The 12,900-nt window shown below is 67.1% G+C and carries 14 protein-coding genes; 5 read left to right on the top strand and 9 right to left on the bottom strand.

What is annotated here, in order from left to right:
* Positions 1 to 23: 23 nt before the first annotated feature.
* The 5 genes from ACSQ1X_RS16760 to ACSQ1X_RS16740 form a co-directional block, all read right to left on the bottom strand.
* On the bottom strand, positions 24 to 905 hold the full coding sequence (locus tag ACSQ1X_RS16760) for a 1,4-dihydroxy-2-naphthoate polyprenyltransferase (protein WP_055804742.1): 882 nt from the start codon (positions 903 to 905) through the stop codon (positions 24 to 26).
* Between the two features lie 51 nt (positions 906 to 956).
* Positions 957 to 2,099: an AMP-binding protein gene (locus ACSQ1X_RS16755; protein ID WP_436059356.1), complete on the bottom strand. Its 1,143-nt coding sequence runs from the start codon at positions 2,097 to 2,099 to the stop codon at positions 957 to 959.
* Positions 2,100 to 2,164: 65 nt separating this feature from the next.
* Positions 2,165 to 3,118, bottom strand: a complete 954-nt coding sequence (locus tag ACSQ1X_RS16750) for a 1,4-dihydroxy-2-naphthoyl-CoA synthase (protein ID WP_055804738.1) — start codon at positions 3,116 to 3,118, stop codon at positions 2,165 to 2,167.
* 21 nt (positions 3,119 to 3,139) lie between these two features.
* Positions 3,140 to 3,580, bottom strand: a complete 441-nt coding sequence (locus tag ACSQ1X_RS16745; protein ID WP_436058486.1) for a VOC family protein — start codon at positions 3,578 to 3,580, stop codon at positions 3,140 to 3,142.
* Positions 3,581 to 3,633: 53 nt separating this feature from the next.
* Entirely contained in the window at positions 3,634 to 4,395 is a 762-nt protein-coding gene (locus ACSQ1X_RS16740; RefSeq protein WP_436058485.1) for a CPBP family intramembrane glutamic endopeptidase, read from the bottom strand.
* A gap of 138 nt (positions 4,396 to 4,533) precedes the next feature.
* Here ACSQ1X_RS16740 and ACSQ1X_RS16735 point away from each other — a divergent pair, with 138 nt between their 5' ends.
* Genes ACSQ1X_RS16735 through ACSQ1X_RS16725 form a run of 3 tightly spaced genes read left to right on the top strand, consistent with a single transcriptional unit; the run spans position 4,534 to position 7,214 of the window.
* Positions 4,534 to 5,514, top strand: a complete 981-nt coding sequence (locus ACSQ1X_RS16735) for a metal ABC transporter substrate-binding protein (RefSeq protein WP_436058484.1) — start codon at positions 4,534 to 4,536, stop codon at positions 5,512 to 5,514.
* Positions 5,511 to 6,335: a metal ABC transporter ATP-binding protein gene (locus tag ACSQ1X_RS16730; protein ID WP_436058483.1), complete on the top strand. Its 825-nt coding sequence runs from the start codon at positions 5,511 to 5,513 to the stop codon at positions 6,333 to 6,335. The genes ACSQ1X_RS16735 and ACSQ1X_RS16730 overlap by 4 nt, the downstream gene beginning before the upstream one ends.
* A 3-nt stretch (positions 6,336 to 6,338) precedes the next feature.
* Positions 6,339 to 7,214: a metal ABC transporter permease gene (locus ACSQ1X_RS16725; RefSeq protein WP_055804725.1), complete on the top strand. Its 876-nt coding sequence runs from the start codon at positions 6,339 to 6,341 to the stop codon at positions 7,212 to 7,214.
* Between the two features lie 57 nt (positions 7,215 to 7,271).
* Here the strand turns inward: ACSQ1X_RS16725 and ACSQ1X_RS16720 are convergent, their stop codons facing one another.
* Genes ACSQ1X_RS16720 through ACSQ1X_RS16705 form a run of 4 tightly spaced genes read right to left on the bottom strand, consistent with a single transcriptional unit; the run spans position 7,272 to position 10,413 of the window.
* The gene (locus ACSQ1X_RS16720) at positions 7,272 to 8,060 is read right to left on the bottom strand and encodes an ABC transporter permease (protein WP_436058482.1); all 789 of its coding nucleotides are present in this window, start codon (positions 8,058 to 8,060) and stop codon (positions 7,272 to 7,274) included.
* Entirely contained in the window at positions 8,057 to 9,001 is a 945-nt protein-coding gene (locus ACSQ1X_RS16715) for an ATP-binding cassette domain-containing protein (protein WP_436058481.1), read from the bottom strand. Before ACSQ1X_RS16715 ends, ACSQ1X_RS16720 begins: the two co-directional genes overlap by 4 nt.
* A 36-nt stretch (positions 9,002 to 9,037) precedes the next feature.
* The gene (locus ACSQ1X_RS16710; protein WP_436058480.1) at positions 9,038 to 9,901 is read right to left on the bottom strand and encodes a DUF4097 family beta strand repeat-containing protein; all 864 of its coding nucleotides are present in this window, start codon (positions 9,899 to 9,901) and stop codon (positions 9,038 to 9,040) included.
* Positions 9,901 to 10,413: a histidine kinase gene (locus tag ACSQ1X_RS16705; protein ID WP_436058479.1), complete on the bottom strand. Its 513-nt coding sequence runs from the start codon at positions 10,411 to 10,413 to the stop codon at positions 9,901 to 9,903. Before ACSQ1X_RS16705 ends, ACSQ1X_RS16710 begins: the two co-directional genes overlap by 1 nt.
* A gap of 215 nt (positions 10,414 to 10,628) precedes the next feature.
* Between ACSQ1X_RS16705 and ACSQ1X_RS16700 the strand changes: the two genes are divergently transcribed.
* Entirely contained in the window at positions 10,629 to 12,338 is a 1,710-nt protein-coding gene (locus ACSQ1X_RS16700; protein WP_436058478.1) for an ABC-F family ATP-binding cassette domain-containing protein, read from the top strand.
* Positions 12,339 to 12,531: 193 nt separating this feature from the next.
* The gene (locus tag ACSQ1X_RS16695; protein ID WP_436058477.1) at positions 12,532 to 12,879 is read left to right on the top strand and encodes a molybdopterin oxidoreductase; all 348 of its coding nucleotides are present in this window, start codon (positions 12,532 to 12,534) and stop codon (positions 12,877 to 12,879) included.
* Positions 12,880 to 12,900: the final 21 nt, after the last annotated feature.

Below are 12,900 nucleotides of genomic sequence, written 5' to 3'. Positions count from 1 at the left end.
CGGACGCTTAGAGGCACGGACGCTTAGAGCCCGTGGCTTAGCACGAGGCCCAGCGAGAACAGCACGCTGTAGCCCAGGTTGATCATGCCCGTCTGCTTCAGGACCGGGATCAGGCTCTTGCGCTTCCGGCCGTTGATCATCAGCCATGAGGGCATCAGGCTGGCCGGGATCAGGAGGAGCACGATGAGCATCCACGGGCGCGCCGGTGCCAGGACAATCACCAGCAGGATGGCCACGGCAAGCATCAGGACGTAGCTTTCACGGGCGTGCTTGTCACCCAGCCGCACGGCCAGGGTCTTCTTGCCTGCCTGCATGTCCGTGGGGATGTCCCGGACGTTGTTTGCCATCAGGAGCGCGCACGCGATCAGCCCGGTGCCGATTGCGCCGATGATGGCAGGCAGGCTGACCTGCCCCGCCTGCGTGTAGGTGGTGCCAAGGGTGGCCACCAAGCCGAAGAACACAAACACGAACACGTCGCCCAGGCCCATGTAGCCGTAGGGGTTCTTGCCGCCGGTGTACCCCCAGGCCGCCAGGACGCAGCCGAGACCCACCAGGATCAGCCACCATGCCTGCGTGATGAGCACCAGCACCAGGCCGAACAGCATCGCCAGCCCGAACGCGGCGAACGCGGCGCGCTTCACCATCTCCGGCTTCGCAGCACCGGAGCCCACCAGGCGGAGCGGGCCCACACGGTCCTCATCCGTACCCCGGATGCCGTCCGAGTAGTCGTTGGCGTAGTTCACGCCCACCTGCAGCAGCAGGGCCACCAGCGCGGCCAGGATGGCGTTGACGGGCTTGAACGCGTCCAGCTCGAAGGCCGCTGCGGTGCCGATCAGGACCGGTGCGATGGCAGCCGGCAGGGTGCGCGGTCGGGCGCCTTGGATCCATTGTGCGGCTGTAGCCACGGTCAGTACTCCGATTGGTTCGTTGTTCGGTTCAGCTTGGGAAGAGCTTTTCTATTTTCCCTGATGCCGGGCGTCCAGCAGAACGGTCATGCCGAGGCGGTCAGGTTTGCCGTTGGGCAGCATCATGAGTTCGCCCGCAGCCAGGACTGTTTTGGGCGCCAGGGCGCCGAGGGCATCGTGCCGCTTCGCGGTGAAGCCTTCGATGCCGGCGGGCGTGGCATCCTCCACGGCGACGTAGGCCGCCACTGCCTGTCCCCACTCCGCTGACGGGACGCCGGCTACGAAAGCCGCCAGCACGCCGTCGAGCTTCTCCAGCTCGGCCTGCACGTGCGTGGCGGATACCTTGACGCCTCCGGTGATGATGACGTCGTCGGCGCGGCCCAGCACGGTGAGCTTCCCGGTGGCGTCGATGGAGCCGAGGTCGCTGGTGCGGTACCAGCGGACGCCGTCCTCCTCGAAGAAGGCGTCGGCGGTGAGGGCGGGGTCGCCGAGGTAGCCGGCGGCCAGGGTGGCGCCGCCCAGCAGGATACGGCCGTCCCCGTCCACGCGGGCCAGCACGTCCTCGAGCGGGAAGCCGTCGTAGACGCAGCCGCCGCAGGTTTCCGCGGAGCCATAGGTGGTGATCACACGCGCGCCGGCGTCCCGGGCTGCGGCGAGCAGTTCGGGTGTGGCGGGGCCGCCGCCGAGCAGGATTCCGTTGAAGCGGCGGAGGGCGGCCAGCGTTTCGGCCGACGGCGAGTCCAGCAGCCGCTGCAGCTGGGTGGGTACCAGGGACGTGAACCGGATCTTGTCCGTGAGCTCCTGGGCGGCCGCGGTGAAGGCTTCCGGCGTGAAGCCGCCGGAGAGGTCCATGGCCCACGGCCGCGTGCCGGCGAAGAGGGAGCGGACCAGGACCTGCACGCCGGCCACGTACTGCACGGGGAGGGCCAGCAGCCACTGGCCTTCGCCTTTGAGCGCGAAGGCGGTTGCCACGGAGGACGCCGCGAGGGCCTCCACCGTGAGGACCGTTGCCTTGGGGGCACCGGTGGAACCGGAGGTCCGCACCACCACGGCGGCGTCCTCGAAGCCCGGCGTTTCCACCGCGGAGACCACCGGATTGCCGTCGGCGTCGGCGGAAAGCTCTACGGCGGGACCCTCGCCGTGGAGGGCGTCCGCCAGCGCCTTGAGTGCGGGCTCGATGTTGGGCGGCTCGATGTTTGCAGGTTCAGTGTTCAGCGGCTGGGAGGTCACGGAGGCTGCCTTCGTCAGTTGGGCGGGCTTTAGAAGTAGTACGGGAACTGGGACCAGTCGGGGTCGCGCTTCTCGAGGAAGGCTTCCTTGCCCTCCACGGCCTCGTCCGTCATGTAGGCCAGCCGGGTCGCTTCGCCGGCGAAGACCTGCTGTCCGGCCAGGCCGTCGTCGGCCAGGTTGAAGGCGAACTTGAGCATGCGGATGGCCTGCGGCGACTGCCGGGCGATGTCCGCCGCGTACTCCAGGGCGACTTCCTCAAGGCGTTCGTGGTCCACGGCTTCGTTGACTGCGCCCATCCGGACCATGTCCTCGGCCGAGTATTCGCGGGCCAGGAAGAAGATCTCGCGGGCGGCCTTCTGCCCGATCTGGCGGGCCAGCAGCGCCGAGCCGTAGCCGGCGTCGAAACTTCCCACGGTGGCGTCCGTCTGCTTGAACTTGCCGTGCTGGCGCGAGGCGATGGTGAGGTCAGAGACCACGTGCAGCGAGTGGCCGCCGCCGGCCGCCCAGCCGTTGACGACGGCGATGACCACCTTGGGCATGGTGCGCATGAGCCGCTGGACTTCCAGGATGTGCAGCCGGCCGGCACGGGCGGGGTCGATGGTCTCCTTGGTCTCGCCCTCTGCATAGCGGTACCCGTCACGCCCCCGGATCCGCTGGTCGCCTCCCGAGCAGAACGAGTGCCCGCCGTCCTTGGGCGAGGGCCCGTTGCCGGTCAGCAGCACGGTGGCCACGTTGGGGGTCATGCGGGCGTGGTCCATGGCCCGGTAGAGCTCGTCCACTGTGCCGGGGCGGAAGGCGTTGCGGACTTCCGGGCGGTTGAAGGCGATCCGGACCGTGGGCAGGTCGCGCAGCACCGCGCCGTCCGAATCCCGCTCCACCTGCCGGTGGTAGGTCATGTCCTGGAAGTCGTCGAAGCCGGCCACGGTGCGCCACCGGGAGGGGTCAAAGACGTCGGATACCTTGGCTGGAAATACGTTGCTCACAGATTGAGTCTAGTAATCGCCTCAGCTGATGCAGAACTCGTTGCCTTCTGGGTCCGCCATGGTGTGCCATTCGTGCGGGCCCTGGCTGGCCGTCCAGAGGAAGGTTGCGCCGCGTGCCTCCAGCTCTTTGCGCACCTCGTCCTTGTCCCTGCCGGCAAGGCGGACATCCCAGTGCACCCGGTTCTTGACGGTCTTTCCCTCGGGCGCGGTCTGGAACAGGAGGCGGCGCTCCGGCGCCTTGACGTCGAGCTCTTCCACCGGCCTGATTGCGGCGCCGGCCTCCCAGACCAGCTTGCCCTTGTGGGTTTTGGTCTCGGCTTCGGTGGCGTACCCCTGCGCGATCATGGACCGGATGAAGGCCTCGTCGTGAGGCTCCACGGCCCAGTCCAGGGTTTCCGCCCACCAGTCGGCGAGCTCGTGCGGGTTCTTGCAGTCGATGACGATCTGAATGTTGAGTCCCATTACCCAAAAGTACGACGGCGGCGCGTGCGGCGGTAGGGGGAGCGTTGCGACTGCTAGGGCTGGACCTGCTGCAGCTGCTCCATCAGTTCGGGCGGGATGGCGTAGATGAACACTACGGCCAACAGGTTCTTTGCGGCGTGCACGAAGTAGGAGAACATCAGGTTCTTCCCGGTCCACACGTAGACGAACACCAGCGTGGCGCCCATGGCGAGATATGGCATCAGCACGGGCAGGGTCAGCGTTTCCTGGCCCACGATGTGCAGTGCTGCGAAGAGGAAGGTGGACAGGACGCAGCACACCCAGATGTTGACGCGCCGGCTCAGCTTGCCGATCAGCAGGTGGCGGAAGATGTACTCCTCCACGAACGGGCCCACAATGACCAGCAGGGGCACGATCAGCCAGGGCGGCACGTGTTGCACGAGTGCCTGCACGTTGGCCTGGTTGGCGGAGCCCTGCACGGGTCCGGTGAGGGCCACCAGGATGGCGGTCAGGATCAGCATGGCCACCACTGCCACCGGGATCATGATCAGCGTGAACCACGGCCTGGTGGCCAGCACGCGGAGGTCGCGGGCGGCGACATGGCGGGCAGCGGCCACGGCCAGGATCCCCACGCCGCCGTAGAACAGCAGGTTGACCGAGTACACGGCCACGGTGGGGTCCGGGGACAGCTGCAGCAGCAACGGCTGCAGCAGCGGTCCGGCTACGGCAAAGAGTGCCGCGACGGCCACGTAGAGCCCCACGGTGGTGTAGTCGAGCGCGGAAAAACGGTAGAGCTCCGGCCGTGGCGCCGGGGAATTGCGGACAGCTGTTCCCATGTGTCCAGCCTAGCTTCCCCAACTGACTGGCAGCTGACGTCGTGAAAACGGCAAATGACGACGTTAAGTGCGAGTCAGTTGGGTGGAGCGGGGGCCCGGCGTTGCAGTGGCGTTACGGCGCCCGGTAGAATATTCGGTATGCCTAAATTTTTGTTTCGGTGCGCCAAAGTAGTCCGCCGAACCGGTTTCCTTCGCTCTGCCGGAGCCGCCGTCGTCGCCGCTTTCCTCTTCCTGTCACTGGCCGCGTGCGGGGGTGCCGCCCCGGGCCAGGGACCCGGCGATGAGCAGCCCGTGGTGCTGACCACTTTCACCGTGCTGGCCGACGTCGCCCAGAACGTGGCAGGGGACAAGCTGCAGGTCGAATCCATCACCAAGGCCGGCGCCGAAATCCACGGCTACGAGCCCACGCCCGGCGACATCCGGAAGGCTTCGAAAGCGGACCTGATCCTGGACAACGGCCTGAACCTGGAGGCCTGGTTTGCCCAGTTCGTCGAGGGCCTGGATGTCCCGCACGCCGTGGTGAGCGAGGGCGTCAAGGTCATGTCCATCAGCGAGGACTCCTACCAGGGCAAGCCGAATCCGCACGCCTGGATGTCGCCGGTAAACGTGCAGATCTACGTGGACAACATGGTGAAGGCGTTCTCAGAGCTTGATCCGGAGAATGCCGCCACGTTCGAGGCGAACGGCGCGGCCTACAAGGCCAAACTGCAGGCGGTGAAGGACGAGATGGTGCAGAAGCTCGCAACCGTCCCCGCGGCGCAGCGTGCCCTGGTGACCTGCGAAGGTGCCTTCTCCTACCTGACCCGCGACGCCGGCCTCAAGGAGGTCTACATCTGGGCAGTCAACGCCGAACAGCAGGCCACGCCGCAGCAGATCGCCCGGGCCATCGAATTCGTCAAGGCGAACAAGGTCCCGGCCGTCTTCTGCGAGTCCACGGTGTCCGACGCCCCCATGCGCCAGGTGGTGGGAGCCACGGGTGCGAAATTCGGCGGCGTACTCTACGTTGACTCGCTGTCCGAGGCGGACGGCCCCGTGCCCACGTATCTGGACCTTATCCGGCACGACTCCAAACTCATCACCGAAGCACTGGTTAGTGCCCCAGCGGGAGCGGCATCATGAGCCAACCCGCCATTCTCGTTGAAAACGTCACCGTCCACTACGGCGAAGTCCTGGCGCTGGACGCAGCATCGCTCAGCCTGGACACCGCCCGGATCTGCGGCCTGATCGGCATGAACGGCTCCGGCAAGTCCACGCTGTTCAAAGTGATCATGGGAATGATCAAGCCCGACGCCGGCCGCGTCCTCATCAATGGCCAGTCACCCGCCAAGGCGCGCAAGGAGGGGGGAATCGGCTACGTCCCGCAGAGCGAGGACGTGGACTGGCAGTTCCCGCTGTCCGTCCGCGACGTGGTGATGATGGGCCGCTACGGGCACCAGGGCTTCACCCGGCGCCCCTCCAAGGCGGACCGCGCCGCCGTCGACCTCGCCCTGGACCGGGTGGAACTGTCCGAGTTCGCGAACCGGCAGATCGGCCAGCTGTCCGGCGGCCAGAAGAAGCGCGCGTTCGTGGCCCGGGGCATCGCCCAGGGCGCCACCATGATGCTCCTGGACGAGCCGTTCGCCGGGGTGGACAAGCGCTCCGAAGCCACCATCACCCGCCTGCTGCGGGAACTCGCCTCGGACGGCTGCACCATCCTCATCTCCACGCACGACCTCCACGCCCTGCCGCAGCTGTGCGACGAAGCCGTGCTGCTGATGCGCAAGGTCCTGATGCACGGGCCGCCCGACGTGGTCCTGCAGCCCGAGCACCTGGCCATGGCCTTCGGCCTGGACGTCCTCAACCGGGACCTTCCGGCCCGGGACGTCCCGGTCCTCGACGTCGGCCCGGTGCTTGATGTGGGCCAGGAGCGCCGCCTTTCCAAGCAACAGGACTGGAGCTAAGCCATGGACCTCTTCGACATCCTGTTGGAACCTTTGAGCTACGACTTCATGGTGCGCGCCATCATCACCACCGCGCTCGCCGCCATTGTCTGCGCCGTGCTGAGCTGCTGGCTGGTGCTGATCGGCTGGTCGCTCATGGGCGACGCCGTGTCCCACGCCGTGCTGCCCGGCGTCGTGCTGGCCTACATCGTGGGCGCGCCGTTTGCCCTGGGGGCGCTGGTGTTCGCGCTGATCGCCGTCACCCTGATCGGGGTGGTCCGGAACACAAGCCGGGTGAAGGAGGACGCGGCGATCGGCATCGTGTTCACCTCGCTGTTCGCCCTGGGCCTGGTGCTCATCTCCGTCACGCCCAGCCAGACCGACCTGAACCACATCATCTTCGGCAACCTGCTCGGCGTCAGCATCCCGGACCTCATCCAGGTCCTGGTGCTGGGTGTGGTGGCGTTCGCCATCCTGATCCTCAAGCGCCGCGACCTTACGCTGTACGCCTTCGATCCCACGCACGCCCACGCCATCGGGCTGTCGCCGAAACGGCTGGGCGCGCTGCTGCTGGGGCTCCTCGCGCTGACCTCCGTGGTGGCGCTGCAGACGGTCGGGGTGGTGCTGGTGGTGGCCATGCTGATCATCCCAGGGGCCACGGCGTACCTGCTGACGGACCGGTTCTCCCGCATGCTGGTGATCGCTCCGGTGGTCTCCGCCGTGTGCTCGATCGCCGGCATCTACCTCAGCTACTACCTGGACACCGCGTCCGGTGCCATGGTGGTGCTCACCCAGGGTGCCATCTTCGCCGTCGTCTACCTGTTCAGCCCGCGCCAGGGGCTGATCGGCACCCGGCTGGCGAAGGCCCGCCGCCGGAAGGCAGTGGCACTCGCCGCCTGAGGCGTACGACGGCGGCGCGTGCCTGCGGCGGTGCGCCGCAGGCACGCACGTGGCCGGTTAGGCCCGGACGGACTTGCGGTTGTAAAGCCATAGCGCCCACACGTACCCGCCCACGCTGAACACTGCGCACCAGGCAAGCGCGGCAAGCATGGTGCCGGCCTCCACGGGTGTGCCCATCAGAAGCCCGCGGACGGCTTCGATGAACGGTGTGAACGGCTGCACGTCGGCGAACCAGCGCAACGCGTCGGGCATGGACTCCGTCGGCACGAAGCCGCTGCCCAGGAACGGCAGCAGCAGGAAAATCATGGGCTGGTTGCTTGCTGTTTCGACGCTCTTGGCGTTGATGCCCATGGCCACGGACAACCAGGTCACGGAGAATGCGATGAGCGTCAGCACGCCCAGGGCTCCGAGCCAGCCTGCCGGGGAACTTGTGGGCCGGAAGCCGATCAGCACCGCCACGGCCGCCACCAGCAGCATGGCGGCCATGGTTTCGATGAGGCTGCCCAGGACATGGCCGGTGAGAACGGCGCCCCTGGAGATTGCCATGGTGCGGAAACGGGCCACGATGCCTTCGGTCATGTCCGTGGACACCGAGATGGCGGTTCCCGTCGCACCCCCGGTGAGGGTGAGCATCAGCACGCCCGGCACAATGTACGCAAGGTAGTCATCCCTGCCGCCGCCCAGTCCCGAGCCCAGCGTCCCGCCGAGAACGTACACGAAGAGCAACAGGAATATGATCGGGGTCCCCGCGACGAACAGCGGGATCGAGGGGTAGCGGAGCACGTGTTTGAGGTTCCGGCGCAGCATGGTTGCCGCGTCACTGGCTGCATAGCTGACGGTGCTCATCGTGCGTTCTCCTTCTGGCTGGTCAGGGCGAGGAAGACGTCGTCCAGGTTGGGCGTGTGGACTGACAGGTCGGCCACATCCACGGCGGCGCGCTCCAGACGGTCCAGCACGTCCTTCAAGGACCGGACGCCGTCGTCGCCGGCGACGTCCAGGGTGAGGGCGTCGTCGTCGCGGTTGCTTGGATCGAGCACGACGGCGGCCCGCTCCAAAGCGGCCAGGTCACCGAACGTGAGGCGGATGTGCCCGCCCGGGACGAGCCGCTTCAGCTCGGCGGGGGTGCCCTGGGCCACGATCCGGCCCTGGTCCAGTACCGCGATGGTGTCGGCAAGCTGGTCTGCTTCGTCCAAGTACTGGGTGGTCAGGAAGATGGTGACGCCGCGGGCCACGAGTCCCTGGATGATCTCCCACATGGTGCGGCGGCTCCGGGGATCCAGGCCCGTGGTCGGTTCGTCCAGGAAGATGATCTCGGGATCGCCCATGAGGGTCATGGCCAAATCCAGCCGCCGCCGCATGCCGCCCGAGTACGTGGCAAGGGGCTGCTTGGCTGCCGCAACAAGGTCGAACGTTTCCAGAAGCTCTGCCGTGCGGCGCTTGAGCTCGGCCGGCTGGAGGTGCCGGAGCCTGCCCATCAGGGCCAGGTTTTCCTCGCCCGTGAGCAGGCCGTCCACGGCCGAGAACTGCCCGGTCAGCCCGATCTTCCCGCGCACCTCGTCGGCCTGGCGCCCGACGTCGAAACCTCCCACCGCGACCTCCCCGCCGTCGGCGCGGATCAACGTGGCCAGGATGTGGACGATGGTGGTCTTGCCGGCGCCGTTCGGGCCGAGGAGGGCGAAGACGGTTCCCGCCGGAACGGTGAGGTCAACGCCGTTAAGGACTTCCTTGCTGCCATATGCCTTGCGCAGCCCGGCCACTGCAACGGCCGCAGGGGTGGTGCTTGCCATGGTTCCTCCTTCGCTGGGTTTCTGCCTGTCAGGTACTTACACGGTGGGAACGGGGGAGCGCCGGACGGTGATGTCGCCATAGGCACTGCGGGCCCGGATCTCCACCTTCGCGTCGGTATCGCCCGGCCCGGCGGCGGCGTCGAGTCCGTTGCGGACGCGCCCGTATTTGGTGCTGAGGTCCAGCCACGCCGCGCTGCCTTCGCGGACTCCGATGGCCAGTGAGCCCGCGGCGGACTGGAGGGTGAGGGTCCCGCGGGCCACCTCGCCGACGCTGATGTCTCCGTTGGAGGCCTTGATGGTTGTGGCTGCACCCGCCCGTTCAATGGCTACGTCTCCGTTGGCGGCACTGACGCGGAGCTCACCGGCCGCGTCAACGATGTGCGTGCTGCCGTTGCCGTTCTTGACGCTGGCCGTTCCGTCGATTTCCCGGATGCGGACTTTGCCTGATCCGGTCTTGATTTCGGCCCGGCCCGCGACGCGTTCCACGGTCACGTCGCCCATGCCGGTGTGGACGCGCAGATCCGTGCAGTGGTCCATCCGGACGTGGCCCATGTCGGTAGAGAGCTCGGCGGAGCTGAATTCGCCCTCGCAATGGAGGTCACCCATGCCGGACTTCAGCTCGAGGCTGCAGCCGATGGGGACTTCAACAGTGATGTCCACTGCGCCGCCGTCACTGAACCAGGTGTACCGGCGCAGGGGCCGCAACCGGACCTGGAGGCGACCCTCCGAATAATCCACTGTGGTCTGCTCGGCCACTTTGACGTCCAGGGCGCGGGTAGCACTGCGCGGCTGGACGTTGACCACGGTGTCAGAGCGGTTGCCTGCCACGATCCAGATATCGGCCCGGATGGAAACATCAACCACGACGGCGATTGGCTGCGGTGTCTCGAACGTCTTCATTAGCGTGCCCATCCTGTGAAGTTCTGCCCGCCGGGATCCCGGCGAACGGTGCGTTGTGTTGATTGGCCGGCGAGAGCGTCCGCGACAGCCCGGATCAACCAGGAGTTCACGGACAGGCCTTCGAGGCCGGCTGCCTCTTCCACCTGCTGCTTGAGGTGATCCGGAAGTCGGAGCGTCGTACGGGAGGTGCTGGCGCCGTCGAAATCTTCCGTGGGTTGCCGGCCTTGCTGGCTTGGCCGCTCAACCACCGTCTCGAAGTCGTCGGCGGCGGGCGGGTTGGTCACCACGAACTCGGGATCGCGGCCCCGCAGCCGGACCTCCACCGAGGCCGGGGCCAGCTCGAGGGTGATCTCGCTGGCAGCGTCGGAGAGTGCTTCCAGCAGGACAAGCCTGACCGTTGATTCCAGGGTGGCCGTGAGGCGCTCGCTGAGTGCGCGGGCGTCCGGCCCGCCGGCTTCCGCGGCAACGTCCAGCTGGGACTGGACGGCGGCGACGTACTGAGTCAATTGCATGACACCATCATGGCGTCACTATGGTGTCACGTCAATACCCTTTGGTGATTTATGGTGTCATGGTGGTGTCACTGCTTGACTGTGATGCCTCCGCCCGGCAGTCTGGACCGATGAAGTCCTAAGCGCAGCCCTTCGATCCGGCTGCATTCCCGCACACAATTCCCGGCACTAATATCGGCGACAGCCGTACACTGCGGACCCGCTAGGACATTCCCTTGACTGAACATCTTTCCCTGACCGGCGTCACCCATGGCTATGGTGACCGCCGGCTCTTCACCGCCGTGGACCTCACGATTGGCGCCGGTGAGCACGTGGCCGTCGTCGGCGAAAACGGAGCCGGCAAATCAACCCTGCTGCGGATCCTGGCCGGGCTCGAGCCGCCGAACGAGGGCACCGCCCAAAGCCACGGCCGCATCGGCTACCTTGCCCAGACCACCGGCCTGCCGGCGTCGTTCACGGTAGGAGACGCCATCGACGAGGCACTGGCGTCACTCCGCGCCGTCGAGGCCGAGCTGGACAGCCTGGAATCCGGACTGGCCGATGCGGACGAGGAACAGCTGGAGCGCTACGGCAACCTGCAGACCGAATACCAGCTCCGCGAAGGCTACGCCGCGGAATCGCGGGTGGAAGCGGCACTGGACCGCCTGGGCCTGGGTGGACTGGACCGGCAGCGGACGCTGGGTTCGCTCTCCGGCGGGGAGCAGCACCGGGTGGCGCTTGCCTGTGTGCTTGCTGATCCCGCGGACATCCTCCTGTTGGACGAGCCCACCAACCATTTGGACACGAGCGGTACGGCCTGGCTCGAGGCGCGGCTGGCCGCTCACCGGGGTACCGTCGTCGTGGTTTCCCATGACCGGGCGCTGCTGCGCAAGGTGGCCGTTTCCGTCATCGAAGTGGACGCCGAACGGTGCGCCGTCAACCGCTACGGGAACGGTTACGAAGGGTACCTGAGGGAGAAGGCAGCCGAGCGTGAACGCTGGGTGCAGCAGTACCGGGGCTGGCTCGATGCGATGGCTGCCGAGCGCCTCCAGGCGGACACCGTGGCCGGGAAAATGGGTTACGCCCGCCGGCGCGACGGCGACAAGATGGGCTTCGACTTCAAGGCCGGCACCTGGCAGCAGGCGGCGAGCAGCAAGGTCCGCAACGCCCAGGAGCGGCTCCGCCGGCTCGAGGCCAACCCGGTGGACCGCCCGCCCGTACCCCTGAAGCTGGCGGTGGACCTGCAGGACGGATCCGGCGCGAACGCCGGTCCCGCTGCGGAAGGCCCCGGTGCGACCGGCGGCTCCGGTGCAACCGACGGCTCCGCTGCGAGCGAAACCCCCGCCCTGGAAGCCCGCGGCGTGGAAGTTCACGGCCGGCTTGAACGGACTGATTTCCGGGTGGAGGCGGGCCGGAAGATCCTGATCACGGGCCCCAACGGCGCCGGCAAATCCACGCTGCTGTCCGTCCTCGCCGGAACACTGGAACCGGACGCGGGCACGGTGGTGCGGCACGGCCGGATCGGCTATCTGCAACAGGAACTGGAGCCGCCGCGCCGCCCGGGGCAGCGCCTTCTTCCGGCATTCGTGTCCGGCCTGGGCGGGAACATCGACGAACATGCGGAGGCTTTGCTGCGGCTGGGCCTCTTCCGGACCACCGAATTCCACGTGCCCGTGGGCAGCCTTTCCGCAGGGCAGCAGCGCAGGCTCGCCCTGGCCCGGCTGCTGCTGGGGGGCTTCGGAACCATGCTGGTGGACGAACCCACCAACCACCTGGCACCGGTGCTGGTGGAGCAGCTGGAAGCGGCCCTTTCGGAATTCGGCGGAACGCTGATCATGGTGAGCCACGACCGTGCCCTGGGGGAGTGGTTCAACAAATGCGCCGCACGGGAGGGCGACGGCGGGAGCTGGCTGCGGTACTCCATGCTGGACGGCGCGCTGGTGTAGCTTCCCGTCCAGTGGCGGGGCGCGGCAGCAGCCCGGAAAACGGTGAGGTTTGCGTTAAAGGATCGTTACTCCGCACACGCCGGGCCGAAACAACTGCGGAGCAGGATGGAAGGGAGTCAGTGATTCCCACGCTCAAGTAGCACCCGCGCGCTCAGCCGCCGGGCCTACCCAGCCGGCCGAAAGGATCCCTCCCGTGATCACCAAGAAGCTTTTCCTGCAGGGCGTTTTCCCCTTTGAAGGAGCGGGCCTCGACAAGCCCGCTCCCATCCACCGGGAGCTTGCCCACTTTGTTCCGGACGGAATCATCAACCAGACCCTCTACTTCCGGGGCGGGAACTCCAGTTCCGAGCTGATCACCGTGGTCCTGATGCGCGACGGCGTGCCCATGCGGTATTTCCCCATCGGCGCCAAGAGCGACGTCCATGTGCCGCTCCGCGTGGTGGAGGACATCGAGGGCGGCTCGGTGATTGAGGCGTTCCTGCTGGCGGCCGAGGGCGTGGCGGGCTTCGTCGTGATCGACCTGGGCATGGTGGAACACTGATGACCGCCGTCACCGACAAGA

It is taken from the genome of Arthrobacter sp. LjRoot78 (genome assembly GCF_964254335.1).
GTDB lineage: Bacteria > Actinomycetota > Actinomycetes > Actinomycetales > Micrococcaceae > Arthrobacter.
This window is presented reverse-complemented; position numbering and strand designations above follow the sequence as displayed.